The sequence below is a fragment of the Dysosmobacter acutus genome, from assembly GCF_018919205.1.
GTDB lineage: Bacteria > Bacillota > Clostridia > Oscillospirales > Oscillospiraceae > Oscillibacter > Oscillibacter acutus.
Window position 1 is genome coordinate 974,422 of sequence record NZ_JAHLQN010000001.1, and the last position, 22,505, is coordinate 996,926.

General features: G+C 59.0%; 19 protein-coding genes and 1 tRNA gene. 18 read left to right on the forward strand and 2 right to left on the reverse strand.

The genetic code is table 11. The features are described from left to right. Positions 1 to 109: 109 nt before the first annotated feature. From KQI82_RS04665 to KQI82_RS04735, 15 genes are all read left to right on the forward strand, one after another. Positions 110 to 373, forward strand: coding sequence for an HPr family phosphocarrier protein (locus KQI82_RS04665; protein ID WP_187332359.1), 264 nt, complete (start codon positions 110 to 112; stop codon positions 371 to 373). 69 nt (positions 374 to 442) lie between these two features. After that, on the forward strand, positions 443 to 2,263 hold the full coding sequence (gene uvrC / locus KQI82_RS04670; RefSeq protein ID WP_216631727.1) for an excinuclease ABC subunit UvrC: 1,821 nt from the start codon (positions 443 to 445) through the stop codon (positions 2,261 to 2,263). Positions 2,264 to 2,482: 219 nt separating this feature from the next. Then, positions 2,483 to 3,859, forward strand: a complete 1,377-nt coding sequence (gene selA, locus KQI82_RS04675; protein WP_216631728.1) for an L-seryl-tRNA(Sec) selenium transferase — start codon at positions 2,483 to 2,485, stop codon at positions 3,857 to 3,859. Then, positions 3,856 to 5,784, forward strand: coding sequence for a selenocysteine-specific translation elongation factor (gene selB, locus KQI82_RS04680; RefSeq protein ID WP_216631729.1), 1,929 nt, complete (start codon positions 3,856 to 3,858; stop codon positions 5,782 to 5,784). Before selA ends, selB begins: the two co-directional genes overlap by 4 nt. Before the next feature lie 52 nt (positions 5,785 to 5,836). Continuing rightward, positions 5,837 to 5,933: transfer RNA gene (locus KQI82_RS04685), tRNA-Sec, on the forward strand. 55 nt (positions 5,934 to 5,988) lie between these two features. Beyond that, positions 5,989 to 6,921 (forward strand): selenium metabolism-associated LysR family transcriptional regulator, encoded by a 933-nt coding sequence (locus KQI82_RS04690; protein ID WP_216631730.1) that lies wholly within the window; start codon positions 5,989 to 5,991, stop codon positions 6,919 to 6,921. A 460-nt stretch (positions 6,922 to 7,381) separates the two neighbouring features. Continuing rightward, positions 7,382 to 7,798: a GrdX family protein gene (locus KQI82_RS04695; RefSeq protein WP_216631731.1), complete on the forward strand. Its 417-nt coding sequence runs from the start codon at positions 7,382 to 7,384 to the stop codon at positions 7,796 to 7,798. 27 nt (positions 7,799 to 7,825) lie between these two features. Beyond that, on the forward strand, positions 7,826 to 9,118 hold the full coding sequence (locus tag KQI82_RS04700; protein ID WP_187332353.1) for a glycine/sarcosine/betaine reductase component B subunit: 1,293 nt from the start codon (positions 7,826 to 7,828) through the stop codon (positions 9,116 to 9,118). Positions 9,119 to 9,140: 22 nt separating this feature from the next. After that, complete coding sequence (grdB, locus tag KQI82_RS04705) at positions 9,141 to 10,445, forward strand: glycine reductase complex selenoprotein B (protein ID WP_216631732.1); 1,305 nt, start codon at positions 9,141 to 9,143, stop codon at positions 10,443 to 10,445. Positions 10,446 to 10,520: 75 nt separating this feature from the next. Next, the gene (gene trxB / locus KQI82_RS04710; RefSeq protein ID WP_216631733.1) at positions 10,521 to 11,462 is read left to right on the forward strand and encodes a thioredoxin-disulfide reductase; all 942 of its coding nucleotides are present in this window, start codon (positions 10,521 to 10,523) and stop codon (positions 11,460 to 11,462) included. Between the two features lie 14 nt (positions 11,463 to 11,476). Then, positions 11,477 to 11,794: a thioredoxin TrxA gene (gene trxA / locus KQI82_RS04715; protein WP_216631734.1), complete on the forward strand. Its 318-nt coding sequence runs from the start codon at positions 11,477 to 11,479 to the stop codon at positions 11,792 to 11,794. Positions 11,795 to 11,870: 76 nt separating this feature from the next. After that, positions 11,871 to 12,347: a glycine/sarcosine/betaine reductase complex selenoprotein A gene (grdA, locus tag KQI82_RS04720; RefSeq protein ID WP_187332349.1), complete on the forward strand. Its 477-nt coding sequence runs from the start codon at positions 11,871 to 11,873 to the stop codon at positions 12,345 to 12,347. A gap of 170 nt (positions 12,348 to 12,517) precedes the next feature. After that, the gene (gene grdC, locus KQI82_RS04725; RefSeq protein WP_216631735.1) at positions 12,518 to 14,056 is read left to right on the forward strand and encodes a glycine/sarcosine/betaine reductase complex component C subunit beta; all 1,539 of its coding nucleotides are present in this window, start codon (positions 12,518 to 12,520) and stop codon (positions 14,054 to 14,056) included. Between the two features lie 11 nt (positions 14,057 to 14,067). Then, positions 14,068 to 15,219 carry a glycine/sarcosine/betaine reductase complex component C subunit alpha gene (grdD, locus tag KQI82_RS04730; protein WP_216631736.1) on the forward strand — a complete coding sequence of 384 codons (1,152 nt, stop codon included), beginning with the start codon at positions 14,068 to 14,070 and terminating at the stop codon, positions 15,217 to 15,219. 17 nt (positions 15,220 to 15,236) lie between these two features. Beyond that, positions 15,237 to 15,530: a hypothetical protein gene (locus tag KQI82_RS04735; protein WP_216631737.1), complete on the forward strand. Its 294-nt coding sequence runs from the start codon at positions 15,237 to 15,239 to the stop codon at positions 15,528 to 15,530. Between the two features lie 52 nt (positions 15,531 to 15,582). On the opposite strand, the gene KQI82_RS04740 is transcribed toward KQI82_RS04735, so the two are convergent. Next, positions 15,583 to 16,143 carry a rhomboid family intramembrane serine protease gene (locus KQI82_RS04740; protein WP_216631738.1) on the reverse strand — a complete coding sequence of 187 codons (561 nt, stop codon included), beginning with the start codon at positions 16,141 to 16,143 and terminating at the stop codon, positions 15,583 to 15,585. Between the two features lie 737 nt (positions 16,144 to 16,880). Between KQI82_RS04740 and KQI82_RS04745 the strand changes: the two genes are divergently transcribed. The 3 genes from KQI82_RS04745 to KQI82_RS04755 are packed head-to-tail and all read left to right on the forward strand — an operon-like array spanning position 16,881 to position 21,581. Further along, a complete protein-coding gene (locus KQI82_RS04745; RefSeq protein WP_216631739.1) occupies positions 16,881 to 17,432 on the forward strand; it encodes a hypothetical protein in 552 nt (183 codons plus the stop codon). Between the two features lie 19 nt (positions 17,433 to 17,451). After that, entirely contained in the window at positions 17,452 to 19,041 is a 1,590-nt protein-coding gene (locus KQI82_RS04750) for a GH3 domain-containing protein (RefSeq protein ID WP_216631740.1), read from the forward strand. Continuing rightward, entirely contained in the window at positions 19,038 to 21,581 is a 2,544-nt protein-coding gene (locus KQI82_RS04755; protein WP_216631741.1) for an HD domain-containing phosphohydrolase, read from the forward strand. The genes KQI82_RS04750 and KQI82_RS04755 overlap by 4 nt, the downstream gene beginning before the upstream one ends. Positions 21,582 to 21,636: 55 nt before the next feature. Here KQI82_RS04755 and KQI82_RS04760 read toward each other — a convergent pair whose 3' ends face one another. After that, entirely contained in the window at positions 21,637 to 22,422 is a 786-nt protein-coding gene (locus KQI82_RS04760; RefSeq protein WP_216631742.1) for a nucleoside phosphorylase, read from the reverse strand. Positions 22,423 to 22,505: the final 83 nt, after the last annotated feature.

The following is a 22,505-nucleotide window of genomic DNA, read 5'->3' on the forward strand; positions in this document are numbered from 1 at the left end:
AACAACATTGACGAAAAAGAGAAAAGCAGATATTATAATAGGTAATTGGGCATCTTGGTTTCCGGACATGAAACGTGAAAATCAAGCGTGGAGAAGGAGTGCTGTATCTATGTATACACAGGAAATTACTGTCAACAATGAAGTTGGGCTGCATGCAAGACCCGCCACATTCTTCATTCAGAAGGCCAACGAGTTCAAAAGCGGCATCTGGGTGGAGAAGGACGAGCGCCGCGTCAACGCCAAGAGCCTGCTGGGTGTGCTGTCCCTGGGCATTGTAAAGGGCACTACCATCACCCTGATTGCCGATGGCGTGGACGAGAAAGAAGCGGTCGCCGCATTGGCCGATCTGGTTTCCGGCAATTTCGGCGAATAAGATTCCGGCTGTAAAAACGGCGGCTCCGATTGAAGCGGAGCCGCTTTTTTTCGTGAAAGGGGGGATTGGGTGACCAGGGAGGAACTGAAGGAAAAAGCCGGCGACCTGCCGCTGCTGCCGGGCGTCTATCTGATGATGGACAAATCCGGGAAGGTCATCTACGTGGGCAAGGCGAAAAAACTGAAAAACCGGGTTAGCCAGTATTTTCAGGACACGGCTTCCCACGCGGTCAAGACCCGGGCCATGGTGGCCCAGGTGGACCACTTTGACACCATTTTTGTCTCAAGTGAGTTTGAAGCGCTGATCCTTGAAAACGCCCTCATTAAGCAGTACAGTCCCAAGTACAACATCCTGCTCAAGGACGACAAGGGGTACCCCTTTGTGCGGCTGGACAGGACCAGCTATCCCCGCTTTACCATGGTCAACCGCATCGCCGACGACGGGGCCCGCTATTTTGGGCCCTTCGGCGGGCGGCATGAGACGCGTATGGCCCTGGACGCCATCTGCACGGCGCTGCGGCTTCCCACATGCAGCCGCAAGTTCCCCCGGGATATCGGGGCGGAGCGGCCCTGCCTCAACTTCCACATGGGCCGGTGCGACGGGTTCTGCCGCCGGGAGATGAGCGCCGAGGAATACCGCAAGCGCATCGAGCAGGCGGTGATGCTGCTCTCCGGCAAGTCCAGACAGCTCAGCCGGGCCATGGAGGAGGAGATGGCGGCCGAGGCGGAGGCCCTCCACTTCGAAAAAGCCGCGCTGCTGCGGGACCGGATTGCCGCCATCTCCGTGCTCAGCAAAAAGCAGACGGTCATCGCAGGCATCTGCGCGGATACGGACGTGTGGGGCATCTACCGCGGCGCGGTGAAAAGCGGGTATGCGGTGCTTCACGTGGAGGACGGGCAGCTCACCGGACGGGAGGTGGAGGTGTTCTCCGCCCCGGCGGACGAAAACGACGCGGAGATGCTTTCCGCCATCACCTCCCAGTACTACCTGCCCCGGGCGGCTTTGCCCAGGGAGATTCTGCTGCCTTTTGACACGGGGGACATTGAAGAGCTGTCCCGGGCCCTCTTTGAGCGGGCAGGGCACCGGGTGTATATCCGCATCCCCCAGCGGGGCGAGAAGGCGGAGCTCCTATCCCTGGCCATCGACAACGCCCGGGAGGAGGTGGAAAAGGTCACCACGCTGCAGGAGCGCAGCGACCGGACGCTGGAGCTGCTGGCCCGGATAACCGGTCTCAACCGGCCGCCCCGGCGGATGGAAGCCTACGACATCTCCAACACGGGGAAGTCCGACATTGTGGCATCCATGACGGTGTTTGCCGGCACCAAGCCGCTGAAGCGGGACTACCGCCGCTTTAAAATCAAGGAGTTGGACCATCCCGACGACTACGCCTCCATGCAGGAGGTGCTCCGGCGGCGGCTGAACCGCTGGAAGGATGGGGACGAGAAGTTCTCCCAGCTACCGGACGTATTTTTGATCGATGGCGGCGAAACCCACGCAAGGGCCGCCGTGGAGGTAATCCGGGGCGAATACGGCCTGGAGACGCCGGTGTTCGGCATGGTGAAGGACGACCGCCACCGGACCCGGGCGCTGGTGACGCCGGAGGGGAAGGAAATCGGAATCTCCGCCAACCAGGCGGTCTTTTCCCTCATCGGCCAGATCCAGGAGGAGACCCATCGCTTTGCCATCACCTTTCACCGGGAGAGCCACCGCCGCAGCGCCGTCCACTCGGTGCTGGACGATATTCCCGGTGTGGGCGAGAGCCGGAAAAAGGCGCTGCTCAAACGCTTCGGCAGCGTGCGGGCTATCCGGGAGGCCGGGGTGGATGTTCTGGCGGAGGCGGTTCCCCGGCCCGCCGCCCAGGCGGTGTACGCCTTTTTTCACAAGGATTGAAGAGCGCTTGCGCTTTCAGCCTCGGCTGAAGGCGCCGCTATGAAAAAGCGCCTCCGGCGGGCCCGCCGGAGGCGCTTTTCGCAGGGTTATGAGGATTTTGCATACCAAGCTGTCCATATTTGCAGTGGGCAGGGTCTGAATTTACAAAATATGCATTTACATTTATTGATTTTTCATATATAACTAATTTATTGAGTGAATGATTGGAGCGTGGAGAGAATGGAGACCAGAGAGCTGCTGCGCGGAATCCCGAAAGTGGACGAGATCTTAAAGCTGCCCGCCATTGAGGAGGCAGAGCTTGCCGCGGCCGCGGTGCGGGAGGCGGTGCGTGCTGAGCTGGAGGAGCTGCGCGCCGGAATCCTGAGCGGCGCGGTGACGGAGCTTCCGGGGAGCGAGGCGCTGTGCGGGAAAATCCTAAAGCGCTGCCGCCGCCAGCAGCTGCCCTCGCTGCGGGGCGTAATCAACGGCACAGGGGTGATCCTGCACACCAATTTGGGCAGGGCCTGCCTTTCCCGGCGGGCGGCGGAGGCGGCCTACGATGTGGCCCGGAGCTACTCCACTCTGGAATACGATCTGGAGCGGGGCGGCCGGGGACTGCGCTACACCCACGTGGAGTCACTGCTGCGCAAGGTCACCGGCGCCGAGGCCGCCATGGTGGTGAACAACAACGCCGCGGCAGTGCTGCTGATCCTCTCGGCAATGGCCGCCGGAGGCGAGGTCATCACCTCCCGGGGGGAACTGGTGGAGATCGGCGGGTCCTTCCGGGTCCCGGAGATCATGGAGCAGTGCGGCTGCAAGCTCAAAGAGGTGGGGACCACCAACAAGACCCATCTGCGGGACTATGCCGCCGCCATCGATGACAACACCAGGGCGCTGATGAAGGTGCACACCAGCAATTTTAAGATTTTGGGCTTCACCGAATCCGTGCCCCTGGAGGAGATGGTGGCCCTTGGACACGAAAACGGCCTGCCGGTGATTGAGGACTTGGGCAGCGGCTCCCTGATGGACCTGGAGCAGTTTGGAATCCACGGCGAGCCCACGGTTCAAAACTCCGTCCGGGCGGGGGTGGATGTGATCTCCTTTTCCGGCGACAAGCTGCTGGGCGGTCCTCAGGCCGGCATCATCATCGGCAAAGCGGAGTACATCGCAGAGCTGGCGCGCCACCCGCTGACCCGGGCCATGCGGGTGGACAAGATGACTTTGGCGGCCCTGGAGGCCACGCTGCGCAGTTACGCCGAGGAGAGCGCTCTGGAGGAAATCCCAACGCTGGCCATGTTGGGCGCGCCGGAGGAGGAGCTGCGTGCAAAGGCGCAGCTGCTCTGCGACGCTTTGGTGAAAGGCGGGGTGGAGGCTCAGGTGGCCGCGGAGCAGTGCCAGGTGGGCGGAGGCTCCGTGCCCACCCAGCTGCTGCCCACCTTCGCGGTGGCGATCGCCCCGGTCAAATGCAGCGTGGACGAGCTGGAGCGGGCGCTGCGCCTGCGGGAGCGGCCCATCATCGGCCGGATCGCCCATGACCGGTATCTTCTGGACCTGCGCACGCTGCGGGAGGAGGACTTCCCCGCGGTGGAAACTGCACTGTTTGAGGTTTTATCATGAAACACATCATTATCGGCACCGCCGGACACGTGGACCACGGCAAGACCCTGCTGGTAAAGGCTCTGACCGGCATCGACACGGACCGGCTTCAGGAGGAGAAAAAGCGGGGCATCACCATTGAACTGGGGTTTGCCCACGTGGAGTTTGACGACGGCACCCAGGCGGGCATCGTGGATGTGCCGGGCCATGAGAAATTCATCAAAAACATGCTGGCCGGAGCCGGCGGCATCGATCTTGCCATGCTGGTGGTGGCCGCCGACGAGGGGTTTATGCCCCAGACGGTGGAGCACCTTGGCATCTTGAGCCTGCTGGGTATCCGGGACGGGCTGGTGGTGATCACCAAGTGCGACATGGCGGAGAGCGAATGGGTGGAAATGATCCGGGAGGACGTGGCCCAGCAGGTGAAAGGCACCTTTTTGGAGGGCAAGCCTGTTCTGGCGGTCTCCGCCTATACGGGCGAGGGCATTCCAGAGCTGAAGGAGCACCTGCACCAGCTGGTGATGAAGGCGTCGGAGAAGAGCATGCGGGTGCCCTTCCGCCTGCCGGTGGACCGGGTGTTCTCCGTGGAGGGATTCGGTACCGTGGTCACCGGCACGCTGATCGAGGGGTGCATCCAGGAGGGGGAGACGGCGGAGCTGGTGCCCTCGGGTCTGACGGCCAAGGTGCGCAACCTTCAGGTCCACGGAAAAGACGTGGAGACGGCCTACGCCGGACAGCGGGTGGCCATCAACCTGGCGGGACTGAAAAAGACGGAGGTCGCCCGGGGGGACACGGTGGCAAAGCCGGGCACTGTACGCTCCTCGCTGATGATAGACGTCCGGCTCCAGAACCTGCGCAACTCCCAGCGTGTGATCCTCAACGACTCCCAGGTTCATCTCTACCACGGTTCCACGGAGCAGCTGTGCAAGGTGGTGCTGCTGGACCGGGACAAGCTGGAGCCGGGGGAGAGCTGCTATGCCCAGCTGCGCATGACGCAAAGCGTATCCACCAAGGCGGGGGACCGGTTTGTCATCCGGTTTTTCTCTCCGCTTGAGACCATTGGCGGCGGCGTGGTGTTGGACGACACGCCGGTGCGACACAAGCGCAACCGCCCAGAGGTGATGGAGGCACTGGCCATCCGGGAGAGCGGCAGCGGAGGCGAACGGCTGGTACAGGCGGTGGCCGGGTTCGGCTATGCCCTGCCGGACCGGAAGAAGATAGCGGACAAGCTTTCATGCAACCCGGAAGACATGGAGGCGGACCTGCAGGAACTGGTGGGCCGCGGCGAGGTCATGGAAGCTCTGCCGGGCCGCTATCTGGCGGCCTCGGTTCTGGATACGGTGTGGGGCAGCTGCCGCGCGCTGCTGGAGGGCTATCACAAGGCCAACCCCCTCCACGCGGGCATGCGTCAGGCGGAGGTGCGCCAGAAGCTCTTCAAATCCACGGAGCAGACGGTGGCCGACGCGGTGTTGGGCGCGCTGCGCTCCGAGGGCAAGATCAAAAAGGTGGCGGACCGGTACGCGCTGTCAGAGTTCGACATTCACTACACCAAGCGGCAGACCGCCATCCGGGAGCGGCTACTCAAGGCCTATAAGGACGCCGGAGTGGAGACGGCAACGGTGGACGAGGTCATGGCCATGTTCGCGCCTAATGAGAAAAATGACTCCAAACAGGTGCTGGACAGCGTGCTCTCCGATGGGGAGCTGGTGATGCTCTCCCCCCAGATCTGCTGGAGCAGGGAAACCTATGAGCGGGTGTGCGGAGTGGTCGGCAAACACTTTGAGGACCACGAGACCATCACCCTGGCGGAGCTGCGGGATGCTTTGGGGACCTCCCGCAAGTACGCGCTGGCCGTGCTGGAATATTTTGACCGGAATAAGGTTACAAAGAAAGAGGGAGATTTCCGCCGACTGGCCCAGGGATTTGGGCGGGATCTGCCGAATTGACGCAAAACATGCTTGCCTTGCAGCGGCTGGTGTGCTATACTGAGCGTCGCATGGGAGTAGATGGGTGCTGGTGTGCCCCCCGGTCTTCAAAACCGGTGCAGGTGGTGAAGAGCCGCCCAGGTGGGTTCGATTCCCACATATTCCCGCCAAAAGAGCGCTGCAGCGATGCGGCGCTCTTTTTTCATTGAAGAGGAGGGATGGGAATTGGACATCAAGCAGCTGGAGGTGTTCGCCGCGGTGGTGGACAGCAACAGCTTTTCCAAGGCGGCGGAGCAGCTGCACCTGACCCAGCCGACGGTCAGCACCCATATCGCCTCCCTGGAAAAGGAACTGAAAATCAAGCTCATTGTCCGGACCACCAAGGAGATATTTCCCTCTGAGGCGGGAAAGCTGCTGTACCAATATGCCCGGCGCATGCTGAAGCTCCGCAGGGAGGCCCTTGAGGCCATCCAGTCCTACTCCAAGGAGATGTGCGGCACCATTCACATAGCCGCCTCCACCATCCCGGGCCAGTATTTCCTGCCCCGGCTGATGCGCGGATTTCGGGAGGAGTATCCGGATATTCAGTTCGCCATGGAGATCACCGACAGCCAGGAGGTGGCGGCGGCGGTTTCCTCCCGCGGCGCGGAGATCGGCTTTTGCGGCACCATGCTGGACACGCCCAAGTGTACCTTCCAGGAGTTTGCCGACGACCGGCTGGTCCTCATCACGCCCAATACCCGCAAATACCGGCAGTATCAGAAAAAGGGCTTTCCCGTCCGCCGGATCCTGGAGGAGAGCTTCATCAGCCGGGAGAGCGGCAGCGGCACCCGGAAGGAGACGGAACAGTTCCTCCGGGAGATGGGTGTGGATGTGGCGCGGATGAAGATTGCCGTGGAGGTGCGCTCCACCGACGACATCAAAAAGATGGTCAGTGAGGGGCTGGGGATCGCCGTCATCTCCAAAACCGCCTCGGAGAGCGATTGCCAGTTCGGAAACCTTCTGGCCTTTGACTTTGACAGCGTCAGCCTCCGCCGGAAGCTCTATGCGGTGCGGCACAAAAAGGGAATTCTGTCCCCCATTGCCCAGACCTTCTATGAATATGCCCTTGAGTATTACAAAAAGGGAAATCCTGGAGACGGGAGCGCCCGGGCTTAACAGGGAATCTGTTTTCTTGCCAAGGACAGGCCGCGAAGTGAGCCGCGATAACAGTGCTATGGTTTATACTTATTAAAGGACCTATATCGATTACTCTGACAAATGACAAGACGCATAGCTGTCTGCATGGAAGAGATGAAGCGCTCTCATGTGAGGATGTGCAGGGGACATGTGTTTTTATATAACGGACAAAAGGGCTCTGATCTGGATAAGTTTTCCAATTGAACCGACAAAATAGATAACTTCTCAAGAAAAAACTGTGCAGGTCTGACAAAAACACAGAAAAATGCAAAAACCGGATTGAATTTATTTATAAATCCCTCTTTTTGCTTGCCATTTTTTCATTTTCCTGTATGATGATGATTATAAAGCCGGAGTTTGGGGATTTGACCTGCCGGTTGGCTGAAAAGTAAGATTTTCGGCCCTTTTTTGCGGAAAAGTATGGAAAATGGAGCTTGATATGAGTTCGGAGAGAGACTATTTGATTTTGACCAACAATCCCCTTGCGGCGCGCTGCATGGACGGGCGGTTTACCATCCGTCTGGAGGAGGCGCTGGGCTACCGGGAAATCCTGGTGCTGGCCCGGGATATGGTCTATGAGGGGCACACACTCTATACCCACCCTCTTTCCGGCAGCGTCAAGCCCAACGAGACCCCCTATAAGTCCGTGGTGGTCTCCAAGGTCCCTCACGGCTTTTCGGCGGAGCAGGCGGAGATCATGGGAAATGCCATTTTGGCCTATGATAAGTTCGTCCAGCGCAACGTGGTCCTGACCGATCAGATCCGGCGGGACTTTCAACTGATCGACTATACCCTGCTGTCGGGCGCTTTGAATTTCGACGCGGCGGCGGGTCTTAGTAAATTTGCTCAACCATAAGGAAAATATAAGAAGGAGGTGTTCTCTTTGAAATTGGAACTGGGCTATATCCAGATGAAAGACATTCAATTTTCAAAGGAATGCAAGGTAGAAAACGGAACGCTTTTCGTAAATGCCGATGAGGTGAAAGCTTTCGTATACGAGGACGACGATGTCAAGGCCTGCGTCAAGAGCGTGGTATTTGACATTGCCAAGCCCGGCGAGAGCGTTCGCATCACCCCGGTCAAGGACGTCATCGAGCCCCGCGTGAAGGTGGAGGGCCCCGGTGGAATCTTCCCCGGCGTCATCGCCAAGGTTGACACCGTCGGCTCCGGCAAGACCCATGTCCTGCGCGGCATGGCTGTGGTCACCGCCGGCAAGATCGTCGGTTTCCAGGAAGGCATCATCGACATGTCCGGCCCCGGCGCCGACTACACCCCGTTCTCCAAGCTGCTGAACCTGGTGCTGGTCTGCGAGCCCGTGGAGGGCGTGCATCAGCACGAGTATGAGCATGCGGTACGCCTGGTGGGCCTGCGCGCCGCCACCTTCATCGGTGAGCTGGGCCGCGATCTGGTTCCCGACGAGGTCAAGACCTTCGAGACCTATGGCATCAAGGAAGGAATTGAGAAGTTCCCCAACCTGCCCCGCGTGGCCTATGTCCATATGCTCCAGAGCCAGGGCCTGCTGCATGACACCTATGTCTACGGCGTGGACGCCAAGCGCTCCCTGACCACGATCCTCAACCCCACCGAGACCATGGACGGCGCCATCATCTCCGGCAACTGCGTGTCCGCCTGCGACAAGAACACCACTTATCACCACCTGAACAACCCCGTGGTGGCCGAGCTGTTCGAAGAGCACGGCAAGAGCCTCAACTATGTCTGCAACATCATCACCAACGAGAACGTCTACCTTGCTGACAAGCAGCGCTCCTCCGACTGGACGGCCAAGCTGTGCCGCCTGCTGGATCTGGACGGCGCCATCGTCTCCCAGGAGGGCTTCGGCAACCCCGATACCGATCTGATCATGAATACCAAGAAGATCGAGCTGCAGGGCGTCAAGACCACCATCATCACCGACGAGTATGCCGGCCAGGACGGCAAGTCCCAGTCTCTGGCGGACGCCGATCCTTTGGCCGACGCCGTGGTCACCGGCGGCAACGCCAACCAGGTCATTGTCCTGCCCAAGATGGATAAGGTCATCGGCACGCTGGACTATGTGGATAAGATCGCCGGCGGTCATGCCGGTTCCCTGCGTCCCGACGGTTCCATCGAGGCGGAGCTGCAGGTTATCACCGGCGCTACCAACGAGATGGGCTTCAACTGCCTGAGCGCAAGATAAGGGAAGGAGGACTTAGAGAACAATGAGTTATCGTGTAGTACACTATATCAACCAGTTCTTCGCCAACATCGGCGGCGAGGAAATGGCTCATGTGCCCCCCGAGCTGCGGGAGGGCTTTGTAGGCCCCGGTATGGCCTTCAACCAGGCCTGGAAGGGTGAGGCCGAGATCGTCCAGACCATCGTCTGCGGCGACTCCTATTTCGCTGAGCATGAAAAAGACGCCAAGGCCCAGGTCCTGGAGTGGGTCAAGGCTGCCAAGCCCGACCTCTTCATCGCCGGCCCCGCCTTTAACGCCGGCCGTTACGGCTATGCCTGCGCCAACGTCGCGCTGGCTGTCCAGGAGGAACTGGGAATCCCCGTCCTGACCGGTATGTATGAGGAAAACCCCGGCGCTGATCTGAAGGACAAGGTTCTGATCGTTGCCACCGCCAACAGCGCCGCCGGCATGCGCAAGGCCGCCCCCGTGATGGCCAAGCTGGCGATGAAGCTGATGAAGGGCGAAGAGTTGGGCGCCTCCTGCGAGGACGGCTATATGCCCAACGGCATCCGCCGCAACTTCTTTGAGAAGGAGCGTGGTGCAAAGCGCGCTGTGAAGATGCTGATCAACAAGCTTGCTGACAAGCCCTTCACCACCGAGTATCCTATGCCCTCCTTTGACCGCGTGGCTCCGGAAAAGGCTATCAAGGATCTGAGCAAGGCCACCATCGCCCTGTGCACCTCCGGCGGTATTGTTCCCAAGGGCAACCCCGACCATATCGAGTCTTCCTCCGCCTCCCACTATGGCGAGTACAACATCGCCGGCGTGCAGGATCTGACCGAGGCCACCTACGAGACCGCCCACGGCGGCTACGATCCGGTCTATGCCAACGAGGACCCCGACCGCGTTCTGCCTGTGGACGTGCTGCGCGAGTTTGAGCGCGAGGGCAAGATCGGCAAGCTGCACGACTTCTTCTACACCACTGTCGGTAACGGAACTGCCGTTGCCTCCGCAAAAGCCTTTGCCGCTGAGTACGCGCAGAAGCTCCTGTCCGCAGGAGTGGATGCCGTCATCATGACCTCCACCTGAGGCACCTGCACGCGTTGCGGTGCAACGATGGTAAAAGAGATTGAGCGCGCTGGCATCCCCGTGGTGCATATGTGCACAGTTACCCCCATCTCCATGACGGTCGGCGCCAACAGAATTGTCCCGACCATTGCAATCCCCCATCCCCTGGGCAACCCCGCGCTGACCAAGGAAGAGGAGTACGCCCTGCGTAAGAAGCTGGTTTCCCGCGCCCTGGAGGCTCTGACCACCGAGGTGGAGGACCAGACCATCTTCGAGGTCTGATTTTGAATGAAGATGCTCCCACGGCGCAACAAAGGCGCCGTGGGAGAGCATCCTTTAAATTAGGAGCGTAAAAGAATGAGCAAAATCTACGATGTTATTGTTCTGGGCGCCGGCCCTGCCGGCCTTGCCGCCGGCCTTTACGCCGGACGCAGCCGTCTGGACACCCTGATAATTGAAAAGGGCCAGGACGGCGGTCAGATCGCCATCACCAACGAGATCGAAAACTACCCCGGCCAGCTGCTGGAGGGCGAGAGCGGCCCCAGCCTGATTGCCCGCATGACCGAGCAGGCCAAGAAGTTCGGCACCGAGCGCGTCAGCGACGTGATCAAGAGCGTGGAGCTGGACGGCGATGTGAAGAAGCTGGTGGGTAATAAAGGCGAATACCTTGCCAAGGTCGTGATCATTGCCACCGGCGCATTCCCCCGCCCCATCGGCTGCAAAAATGAGGCTCAGTATGTGGGCAAGGGCATTTCCTTCTGCGCCACCTGTGACGCAGCGTTCTTTGAGGACTTTGAGGTCTATGTGGTGGGCGGCGGCGACGCTGCCGTGGAAGAGGCCATGTATCTGACCAAGTTCGCCCGCAAGGTGACCATCATTCACCGCCGCGACGAGCTGCGTGCCGCCAAATCCATTCAGGAGAAGGCGTTCAAGAATCCCAAGCTGAACTTCATGTGGGACACCGTGGTGGATGAGGTGGACGGCGACGAGATCCTCTCCAAGATGATCGTCAAGAACACCAAGACCGGTGAGCTGACCACTGTGGAGGCGGATCCCGAGGACGGCATGTTCGGCCTTTTCGGCTTCATCGGCCTGCTGCCCAACTCCAAGCTGTTCGATGGCATCATCGACATGGAGAACGGCTACATCAAGACCGACGACAACATGCACACCAACCTTCCCGGCGTCTATGCCGCCGGTGATATCCGCGTGAAGAGCCTGCGCCAGGTTGTCACAGCTGCCGCCGACGGCGCCATCGCCGCCATGCAGGCTGAGCACTATATCGCAAATCTGAAGTAAGGAGACTGAGAGTTATGCTGGAAGTTGATAAGAATACTTTTGAGGCCGAAGTGCTTCAGGCCAGCGGCAAGGTGGTAGTGGACTTCTACGGCGACGGCTGTGTGCCCTGCGCCGCTCTGATGCCCCACGTCCACGGCTTTGCCGAAACCTACGGCGACAAGCTGAAGTTCTGCGCCCTGAACACCACTAAGGCGCGCCGCCTGGCCATTGGCCAGAAGATTCTGGGCCTGCCCGTCATCGCCGTCTATGAAAACGGCGCGATGATCGACTCCTGTGTCAAGGACGACGCTACCCCCGAGAACGTCGAGGCCATGATCAAGCGCCACATCTAAGGTGGATGGCGCCACAAAGCGGTAGAACGCTGCCAAGCAGCTTTCTATAAATTCATTGCAAAGGAGGAAAAGAGACATGAGCATTTTAGCTGGCAAAAAGGTCATCATCATCGGTGACCGTGACGGCATTCCCGGTCAGGCCATCGAGGCCTGCGCTGTGAGCGCTGGAGCTGAGGTCGTGTTTTCCTCGACGGAGTGCTTCGTCTGAACCGCCGCTGGTGCAATGGATCTGGAAAATCAGAAGCGAGTCAAGGAGTTCGCTGAGCAGTATGGTCCCGAGAACGTTGTCGTTCTGTTGGGCGCTGCTGAGGGCGAGGCTTCCGGCTTGGCTGCTGAGACGGTCACCAATGGTGACCCGACTTATGCCGGTCCGTTGACAGGAGTCCAGTTGGGACTCACGGTTTACCACGTGTGCGAGCCTGAAGTGAAGGCTGAGTTTGACGAGGCTGTCTACGAGGAGCAGGTCTCCATGATGGAGATGGTTCTGGATGTGGATGATATCATCAGTGAGATGAGTGCCATTCGCGATCAGTACTGCAAGTATTTGGGCTAATGACTGAGCTTGGGGGCGGCGGCTTCAGCCGCCGCCTCTGTCCGTCTTTTAGGCGCATTCTGCGTCGATGTGGATGATCGCAGAAGGCCGCACTCGGAGGACGCAGCGCTGCTGCAATGATCCATGGCGATGAACTACATTTTTGAAAATGCAGAGAGGACGATTTTCTTATGAAGAGTGTTATCAAAGGCGCGGGCTATATCCTGGTACATACGCCCGACATGGTGATTCACAACGGCACCACCCAAACCACCGAACGCATCGTCAATCCCGACGGTGACTACCTCAAGGAGCTGCCCAGCCACATCCGCAGCTTTGAGCAGACCCTGAGCTATTGGCCCAACCAGGTCTACATCGGCAACAAGACCCCCGAGGACCTGGCCGGTGTGGAGCAGCCCTGGCACGACAAGACCTGCGACGTGAACGAGCGCTACGGCAAGTTCGGCCAGATCATGCCCCAGGAGGAGTTCCTGCTTCTGATGCAGGCCTGCGATGTCTTTGATCTGGTGAAGATGGATAAGGAGTTTGTGGCTGAGCACAAGGCTGCCCTGGCCGCCAACCCCCTGATTGACGAGACCATTATGGCCCGCATCAACGACGGCGTCGAGGGCGCCGAGGTTGCCCGTCTGGTGGCGGAGGAGCACTCCGAGGGCCTCTATCATCACGACAAGCTGGTGGGCTGCGTCAACCGCGCCCATGACATTGACGTGAACCTGTCCGCCCACGTGATGCACGAGAACATCGTGTCCAAGGCATCCTCTGTGCTGGCCCTGCTGTCCGCTGTGAAGAACGCGGGCATCAGCAAGGATGAGGTGGAGTATGTTGTCGACTGCTGCGAGGAGGCCTGCGGCGATATGAACCAGCGCGGCGGCGGCAACTTTGCCAAGGCGGCCGCCGAGATTGCCGGGCTGAGCTGCGCCACCGGCTCCGATGCCCGCGGCTTCTGCGCCGGTCCGGCCCACGCCATGATCGAGGCCGCCGCTCTGGTGGAGTCCGGCGCCTATAAGACCGTCATCGTCACCGCCGGCGGCTGCACCGCCAAGTTGGGCATGAACGGTAAGGACCACGTGAAGAAAGGCCTGCCCATTCTGGAGGATATGGTGGGCGGATTCGCCGTTGTGGTCACCCAGAATGACGGCGTGAACCCCGAGATCAACCTGGAAATCCTGGGCCGCCACACGGTGGGCACCGGTTCCGCCCCTCAGGCCGTCATCGGCTCCCTGGTCACCGATCCCCTGGAGCGCGCCGGCCTGAAGGTCACTGATATCGACAAGTTCTCCCCCGAGATGCAGAACCCCGACATCACCAAGCCCGCCGGCGCCGGTGACGTGCCTTTGGCCAACTACAAGATGATCGCCGCCCTGGCTGTCAAGCGGGGCGACATCGCCAAGGCCGACCTGGCCAAGTTCACCGTCGAGCACGGCCTCACCGGCTGGGCTCCCACCCAGGGCCACATTCCTTCCGGCGTGCCCTACATCGGCTTTGCCCGTGAGGACATCCTGGCCGGCGCCATCCAGCGTGTGATGATCATCGGCAAGGGCTCTTTGTTCCTGGGCCGCATGACCAACCTCTTTGACGGCGTATCCTTTGTGATCCAGAAGAACTCCGGCGCAGGCGACAATGCGGGCGTCAGCGAGGAAGAGGTCAAGGGCATGATCGCCAAGGCCATGAAGGAGTTTGCCGCCACTTTGATGGCTCAGGCCGAATAAGGGAGGCAATCATGAGTAATTTGGAAAAAACAATTGCCAAGGCATTCTTGGAGATGGCTGAGGGCCTGGAAAACGGTTCCTACGGCGTCCGTCCCAAGATTGCCCTGACCGGCATGGGCAGCGAGCATGGCGAGGAAAACGCCATGGCCGCCGCCAAGATGGCCGCCGGGCGCGGTGTGGATGTGTACTACATCGGCACCCTGGAGGCGGAAGGCGTCACCACCGTCAAAGTGGCGGATGAGGACGAGGGCCACAAGAAGATGGAGCAGATGGTGGAGAACCACGAGGTGGACGGCGCGGTCACCATGCACTTCCCGTTCCCCATCGGCGTTTCCACTGTTGGCCGGGTCGTTACCCCGGCCAAGGGCAAGGAGATGTTTGTGGCCAACACCACCGGCACCTCCAGCGCCGACCGCATCGAGGGCATGATCAAAAATGCCGTTTACGGCATCATTGCGGCCAAGGCCTCCGGCGTGCAGAACCCCACTGTGGGTATCCTGAACGTGGATGGCGCCCGCCAGACCGAAATGGCCCTCAAGCAGCTGCAGGAGGGCGGTTATGACTTCCAGTTCGCCAACTCCGCCAGGGCCGACGGCGGCGCCGTCATGCGCGGCAACGATGTGCTGCAGGGTACGCCCGACGTGATGGTCACCGATTCCTTAACCGGCAACGTGCTGATCAAGATGCTCTCCGCTTACACCACCGGCGGCAGCTTTGAGGCCACCGGATATGGCTATGGCCCCGGCATCGGCAAGGGCTACGAAAAGCTGATCCTCATCATCTCCCGCGCCTCCGGCGCACCTCTGATTGCCAACGCTCTGGAATTTGCCGCACAGCTGGTGCAGGGCAAGGTGTTCCAGGTTGCGGCCGAGGAGTTTGCCAAGGCGGAAAAGGCAGGATTGAACAAAATCCTGGAAGCTCGCAAGGCCGCGGCCAAGCCCGCAGCCGAGGAGGAAGAGGTCAAGGCGCCTCCCGCGGAGCCTGTCACCGCCAGCATTCCCGGCATCGAGGTCATGGACCTGGAGGATGCTGTGAAAGCCCTGTGGAAGGCCGGCATTTACGCTGAGTCCGGCATGGGCTGCACCGGTCCCCTGGTGATGATGAGCGAGGCCAACCATGCCAAGGCCCTGGAGATTCTCCAGAAGGCCGGATATGTGGGCTAAAAGAAGGAAGCGAGCACATGAAAGTCAACGATGTCATTGAAAAATGCGAAAAGGAATTGACCACCGAAGAGCTTATTGACCTGGTGGCCAACCACAACCGGCAGGTGGATCTGATCTTTGCGGAGAAAAAGAGCGACGAGGACGGCTATCTCAGCTGGGATGCTGAGAACTGGACCTCCGTGGACGGCAAGCGGTTCATCCGCAGCTATTCCCTGGGGGGCCGGGTCCTGTCCGACTACTCCGGCTACAACAAGTACGACATGAAGGGGTACTTTGAGCCGGAGAAGGCCAAAGAGGTTCGCCTGAACTGAGCCAAAAGAGCGCGCGGAACGTTCCGCGCGCTCTTTTTCTTAATATGGGCAGCTATTTCCTGGGCCGCAGGGCAAGGCCGGCTCCGCCGCCAATGACGCCGCCCAAGATGTGAGTCAGGTGGGACACGTTGTCCTGCTGGGTAAAGCCCTCATAGATCTGACCGCCCAGGTAAATGACGGCAATCACAATCAGGGTCAGAGGAATTCCGTCCCGTCCGCTCCCGGTGACGGAGGAGAGGAGGATGAAGGCGAAGACCACTCCGGAGGCGCCCAGCAAAGCCGTTCCGGGGAAGAAAAAGACCTCAGTCAGACCGGTGACCAGGGCGGTGATGGCGATGACCGCCGCGACCCGGAGGCTTCCGTACTTCTCCTCCAGCATGGGACCGGTGAGGAGAAGAAGGACCATATTTCCGCTGTAGTGGGCCCAATTGGCATGCCCCAACACATGGCCAAAGAGGCGGAAGTAAAAGAGCGGGTCCACAAGGGAACTGCGGTACACGCTGAACAGATGCATGTTGGACCAGCCGGAGGTGAATTGGTTTAAAAGAAGGACTGCCATGGAGAGCAGCGCAAAGGTCAGCACCACCGGAGCGTTGTATCGGATTTTTGGCATGTTGATCACCTCGGGATATGATTTGGCGGGGGAAAGGGTTTCTACTCAAAAGAAAATAAAACGCAGTATATCATATATAAAAGCTGATATATTGCACAAAAGTGAATACTGCGGATTTGGAAAGCACAACCTTGAACTTTGACGGGCTACTTGGAGAAGAAAAAGCGGGGAAATGGATCGTGTCTGCGTTGAAAAACTGGACGGCACATAATTGCGGGCACTCGCACCAGCGGAAACGGTTGGAAAAGGGAAGGAAAGCCGCGCATGTTCTTTGGCTTCAGGAAAAGGAAGATGTGGCTTTATTATAGAGCAGAGTCCAGAACACTGTCAAATTTTTGAAATTGGCGTTCTGGACAAAAGCACGCTCAAAAATTTAGAAGAAAATTTGGAATGATCAAAAGAAGATAAGAAACTGCAAAGGATTCAGGATTTCGTCAAATTGACTAAACAGATGCGTAAGAGGCGGATGAATTTTGCGGTGATTAAATCATAATGCTGAAGAAACCGATTGAGCTTCCCAACTCTTGGGGAACAGGGAGAATGGAGTTCCCATATCTTGTGATCGATAAAGGGTACATCCGATTTGTGAAAATTCACTGTGTGAAATTTGTTGAATCCGCACAAAATTTATCATATAATGAATATAATTGGTATACATAATATGAATACCATAGAGCGCCTGCAGCTGCAGAGACAACCGCCGCCTTCACCGGGAGCGGGGAAGAGGGGGAAGGGACATGGTCCTGTTTGGTGTAATGGGATTTGCCTTGTTCTTCCTCAGTGACTGGAATGATCTGCACCGGGGTGACAAGCGCCTCTGCTGGCTGTTCCCGGCCGGGGCGGTGCTTTTTTGCTCAGCGGTTGCGGCGGAGAGCCGTCCCGGAGCGGCACCGCTTACCGGAGCCTGGCAAATCATAGCCGCGGCTGCGGCGGTTATATTTTTGGCGCTGGAGGTCTATTCGCTGTTTTTTGCCCTGCCGGCCGGTGACTCTTACGGCAAGCCGGGCGCAAAGCGGCCGGCGCTGACCCAGGGCGTTTATGCGCTTTGCCGCCATCCCGGCGTTTTATGGATGATCGGGCTGCTGATCTGTCTGTGGCTCTCCTGCGGCCTGCCGCTTTTGTGTGTGGCGGTGTACAGCCTGCTGGATGTGCTTTTGGTGGTCTACGAGGACCGGTGTGTGTTTCCGGTGCTGCTGGAAGGATATGACGCGTATCAGAAGAGGACGCCGTTTTTGGTGCCTTCTGCCGGCAGCATCCGGGAGTTTCTGGCGTCCAACAAAGGAGATTGAGAGAAAGAGGGTGTGTTCCATGAAGTTTCAGGATCGGCTGAAAAAGTGCAGCAAGGAGCAGCTCTGGCGGGAATACTGCGGCTTTTTGGACATGTCCATGGAAGAGTATATGTACATCCAGCGCCGCCTGATGGAGGAGCAGATGCGGGTGTGGTCCGGCTGTCCTTTGGGGCGGAAGCTGTTGGACGGCAAAAAGCCGGGCAGCATTGAGGAACTGCGGGATATGCTGCCCCTCACCACCTATGCGGACTATGCCGATGTGCTGCTGCCCCGGCGGTCGGACATGCTCTGCGGCGAGCCGGCGGTCTGGATTCAGACCACCTGGGAGGGGGGGCTTCGCCCCATCAAGCTGGCACCCTACACCAGGGGGATGCTGGACTGCTATCGGCATAATCTGCTGTCGGTGATGATGATGGCCACCAGCAGGAAAAAAGGCGATTTCGATTTAAAGCGGGGCGACCGTATTCTGTACGGAGGCGCGCCGCTGCCCTATGCCACGGGACTGATGCCCTCCCTGTTTGACGAGGATATCGAATTCACCTGGCTGCCCGATTCCAACGCCCACTCTGATTTGAGCTTCAGCCAGCGGATCAAGAAGGGCTTCTCCATGGCCATGAGCGGCGGCGTGGATTTCTTTTTCGGAATCGGCAGCGTGGCCAACTATATCACGGAGAGCTTCGGCAAAGGCGGCAGCGGCGGAAAGCTGAATATTTCCGTGAAACACGCCCTGCGCTATGTCAGGGCCAAGTACATCAGCCGGCGGGACGGGCGCAGCGTGGTGCCGGGGGATATCTTCCGTCTGAAGGCCCTCTTTTACGCCGGGACGGACGCCCGCTGCTACCGGGACCGCCTGAGTGCGGCCTGGGGGACGGTCCCTCTGGAGCTGGCCGCCGGGACCGAGTCCACCTGTCTGGGCGCGGAAACCTGGGAGCGCAATGGAATGGTGTTTTTTCCAGACGCCTGCTTTTATGAGTTTATCCCCGAGGAGGAGATGCGCAGAAACCGGGCGGACGAGACCTACCAGCCCCGGACCTGCCTGATGGACGAGGTGTGTGCCGGAGAAACCTATGAGCTGGTGATCAGCGTGCTCCACGGCGGCGCGTTTATGCGCTACCGGATCGGAGACACCTACCACTGCCTTCGGGGCGGCAAGGGCGAACTGCCCCGCTTTTCCTTTGTGGACCGGGTACCCGACGTGATCGACATCGCCGGATTCACCAGGATCACAGCCTCCTCTGTGGAAGAGGTGATCCACCTGTCCAAGCTTGGAATTGGCGACTGGGTGATGAAAAAGGAGTTTGACGCCCAAAGCAACCCCTTTTTGCACATGTATGTGGAGATTACGCCGGAGGCACAGGTGGACGATGTGACCACGCGGCAGGTCCTGACTGAGCATCTGACGGTCTATTTCAAGTACTTTGACAGCGACTACAGCGATTTGAAAAAACTGCTGAACATGGAGCCCCTTCAGATCACCATTTTGAAGTACGGAACCATTTCCGGCTATGAACAGCAAACCGGGCACAAGCTTTACCGCATCAACCCGGGCATGCTGGACATCACCGGGCTGCTGAAGTACCAGGCGCAGGTATGGGAGGAGCACGTATGATGACGCACTCCATCCCGTATCTGTTTGTGAACATGATTGCGCTGAGCTGCTTTACGCTGATGTTTGCAACATTTCTGGCGGCCAAGAAAACGCCGGAGATCCGGGCCTTTATGGCGGTGCTGGCGGGCTGCATTCTCTGGTCCGGCGGCGCTATCCTCATGCGGCTGCAGATGTGGCCCGGCATGGAATTTTGGTACTATGTTTCCATCGTATCCCTCTTTTCCCTGGAGTGGCTGTTCTATCTCTTTGTGCACAACTTCTCCCGCCAGAGGGGAAAATTCACGCTGATTCTCTGGACCGTTCTGACCCTTGCCATCTGGCCCGGAACCATCAGCGGATTTTACCTGGCGCCGCCCACCCCGATGGTGACGGCAAGCGGCGGCACTGTGTTTACGTACAGCACGAACTGGCATATCCTGATTCCCTGCGTGTTGTTTGTAGCCATCATCATCTCCACGCTGCAGCTGCTGCGCAAGATCATCCGGGAGCAGGGCATCCACTCCCCGGGTATCCGGGTGATTGTTCTGGGCGGACTGGTGATGCTGGTGGGCAATTTGATGCAGATCGGAATTCCGGGAAACACCTTCCCCTATGACGCCCTGGCCGGCATCTGCTTTGCCTGCCTGCTGATGTCCGCCCTTTACAAGCGGAGAATGTTCCGCATGACGCTGATGATCTCCCGCAGCCTTCTGATGATTGTCCTGGTGGTCATCTGCGTGGTGGCAGGCGTCTATGTGATCGCCCCTTTGGAGCAGTTCTTTACCACGTCGATCGGCATGGCGGCCAGCAGCGCCACCACGGTGGTTGCCATCATCTTTGCCCTGCTTTTATCCATGTCCTATCTGCTTACCAAGCGGCTGATCGACTCCATCTTCACCCGCGAGGAGCAGCAGAACAAGCTGCTCAAGCAATTTACCGCCGACGCCACCCAGACGCTGGACACCGGCGAGATCATGGCCAAGCTTTCGGACGCAATCCGGGAGGAGATTCCCATCGAGCAGGTCTATATCTGCCTGGCGGACAAGGACCGCTACGCGGCCCGATACTGCTCCAGCCCGCTGGCGTCACTGTCTTTTTCCATTTCCCGGACCAGCCCCCAGATCAGTTATTTAAGAGATCAGGAACCCTACCTCCTTATGTCGGAGTTCCGCAGCAACCCTCTCTACCTGTCGGTATGGGAGGAGGAGAAGGACCTCTTTCGGCGGCTGAACATCGACTGTGTGTTTGCCATGCGGGACGGCAAGGACATTGTGGGACTCATATTGTTAGCCGCCTCCGACCGAAACCGGAGCTTCAGCTATGTGGAGATCAGCTTTCTGGAGACCATCAGTTCCGTGGCCTCCATTGCCATGAAGAACGCGGGACTTTACGAGAAGATGTTCCGGGAGGCCAGGATCGACAGCCTGACCAATGTGTTCAACTACCGCTATTTTGTGGAGAAGGTGGCGGAGCAGTTCAGCGCCTGCAAGGGCGACTGCATCTCGCTGATGTTCATAGACATCGACGACTTCAAGCTCTATAACCAGCTCTACGGCGTGGCGGAGGGGGACGCGGCACTGCGGGCCGTCGCCTCGGTGATCTCCCAATGCACCGGCGAGACGGGGATGGTGTTCCGCACCAGCGGAAAGGTATTCGCCGTGCTGCTGCCCCACACCGACGCCCGAACCGCCGAGACCATGGCCCGGGAGATGCAAAGCCGCATTGATCAGGTCAATCAGGACAGCCAGAAAAAAGCCATCACAGTCAGCATCGGCATCTGCGCCGCCCCTTATGCGGCGGCTACCGCCAAGGAGCTGCGGGACAATGTGGATATGGCGGTTTACAGCGCAAAGCGCAGCGGAAAAAACCGGATTTCCGTGTTCCGCGGGGCAAAGGCTCTGCCGCAGAAGCTGACGGAGAAGACCAACGCCGTTGTGGAGCAGATCGAGCGGGAGGACAACGACATCTACCGCAACGCCCTGTCCATGATTTCGGCGCTGACCGCAGCCATTGACGCCAAGGACCACTACACCTACGACCACAGTAAGAATGTGGCCTATTACGCGGCCATGCTGGCCACCGCCGCCGGCTTTAACGACGAGCAGGTGCGGATGATCTACTCGGCGGGGCTGCTGCATGACATCGGAAAGATCAGCATTCCCGAGGACATCCTCAACAAAAGGGGAAAGCTCAGCGATGAAGAGTTCCAGGTCATGCAGTCCCATGTGAACAACTCCATTGAGATGATCCGCCACCTGCCGGACATGGACTATTTGATCCCGGCCGCCATCGGGCATCATGAGCGGTGGGACGGGCAGGGGTATCCCCGGGGCATTGCGGGCAAGCAGATTCCGGTTTCCGCCCGCTGCCTGGCCATCGCCGACGTATTCGACGCCATGACCACGGACCGGCCGTACCGCAGCGGATTGCCCACAGAGTACGCGCTCCAGCAGATTGAGCAGGGAGCCGGCACTCAGTTTGACCCGGATCTGGCCAAAATTTTTGTCAGCCTGGTACGGGAAAAGGAAATCCCCGTGGCAAGCCGCAGCAGAGTGGAATAAGAAATGACGGCCCGGAGCTGCTTGCTCCGGGCCGTTCCTTTTATGTCAGAGAGAATCATACCTGCTGCTGATGGAAGCGGTAAAAAGTCTCAAGGGCGATTTGAATCTCCTGTTCCCAGGCGTCCACCAACTTTTGGTTGCCGGATTCCGGCGTGCCGTCGGCGTAGTAGAGCTCACTGGTCTTCAGATTTGCAGAGCAGCCGAAGATGGCGGCGGCGCGGCAGCCTTTGCGGTGGGCCACAGTGAATACGCCGGAGGCCTCCATCTCCAGGTTGATGCAGCCATAGCTCACCAGGCGGTCTATGAATTCGGGCGTTTCCCCATAGAAGGAGTCGTCGGTGGAGCCGATGCCGTAGTGGACGGAGACTTCAGACATCTCCCGGGCTGTGGAGAGCAGCAGGGCCGTCAGGTCAAAGTCAGGGACAGCGGGGAAGGAGTCGGGGACAAAGAAGCGGGAAGTGCCCTCGTTTTTCATGGAGCCGGTGCTGACGATCAGATCGCCCACCCGAATCTCATCCTGAATGGCGGCGGTGGAACCGATGCGGATAAACACTTTGGCGCCGGCGTTGCACAGCTCCTCCGTGGCGATGGCGGCGGAGGGACAGCCCATGCCGGTGGAGGTGACGCTGACGGTAAGACCCTTATATGTGCCGGTGAAAGTACGGTGCTCCCGGTTGTTGGCCACCAGCCTGGCGTCTTCCAAATATTTGGCCGTTCGGTCACAGCGGGCGGGGTCGCCGGGCAGCAGTACGTACTCTCCCACGTCGCCGGGGGCGAGACAGGTCAGGTATTGACGGATGCTTTGACCGGTAATGGCGCTTTTATCCACAGGATTGCTCATTGGTATCCTCTCCTTATTTTTACTTGGGACGCTGGCAGCTTAGATTCATTATACTATGAAGCGCCTGTAAGTCAATTGTGGAA

Coding starts and splice junctions, on each gene's coding strand:
- KQI82_RS04665 (WP_187332359.1), top strand. CDS start 110: ATGTATACACAGGAAATTACTGTCAACAATGAAGTTGGGCTGCATGCA.
- selA (WP_216631728.1), top strand. CDS start 2,483: ATGGAGACCAGAGAGCTGCTGCGCGGAATCCCGAAAGTGGACGAGATC.
- selB (WP_216631729.1), top strand. CDS start 3,856: ATGAAACACATCATTATCGGCACCGCCGGACACGTGGACCACGGCAAG.
- KQI82_RS04695 (WP_216631731.1), top strand. CDS start 7,382: ATGAGTTCGGAGAGAGACTATTTGATTTTGACCAACAATCCCCTTGCG.
- trxB (WP_216631733.1), top strand. CDS start 10,521: ATGAGCAAAATCTACGATGTTATTGTTCTGGGCGCCGGCCCTGCCGGC.
- trxA (WP_216631734.1), top strand. CDS start 11,477: ATGCTGGAAGTTGATAAGAATACTTTTGAGGCCGAAGTGCTTCAGGCC.
- grdC (WP_216631735.1), top strand. CDS start 12,518: ATGAAGAGTGTTATCAAAGGCGCGGGCTATATCCTGGTACATACGCCC.
- grdD (WP_216631736.1), top strand. CDS start 14,068: ATGAGTAATTTGGAAAAAACAATTGCCAAGGCATTCTTGGAGATGGCT.
- KQI82_RS04735 (WP_216631737.1), top strand. CDS start 15,237: ATGAAAGTCAACGATGTCATTGAAAAATGCGAAAAGGAATTGACCACC.
- KQI82_RS04740 (WP_216631738.1), bottom strand. CDS start 16,143: ATGCCAAAAATCCGATACAACGCTCCGGTGGTGCTGACCTTTGCGCTG.
- KQI82_RS04745 (WP_216631739.1), top strand. CDS start 16,881: ATGGTCCTGTTTGGTGTAATGGGATTTGCCTTGTTCTTCCTCAGTGAC.
- KQI82_RS04750 (WP_216631740.1), top strand. CDS start 17,452: ATGAAGTTTCAGGATCGGCTGAAAAAGTGCAGCAAGGAGCAGCTCTGG.
- KQI82_RS04755 (WP_216631741.1), top strand. CDS start 19,038: ATGATGACGCACTCCATCCCGTATCTGTTTGTGAACATGATTGCGCTG.
- KQI82_RS04760 (WP_216631742.1), bottom strand. CDS start 22,422: ATGAGCAATCCTGTGGATAAAAGCGCCATTACCGGTCAAAGCATCCGT.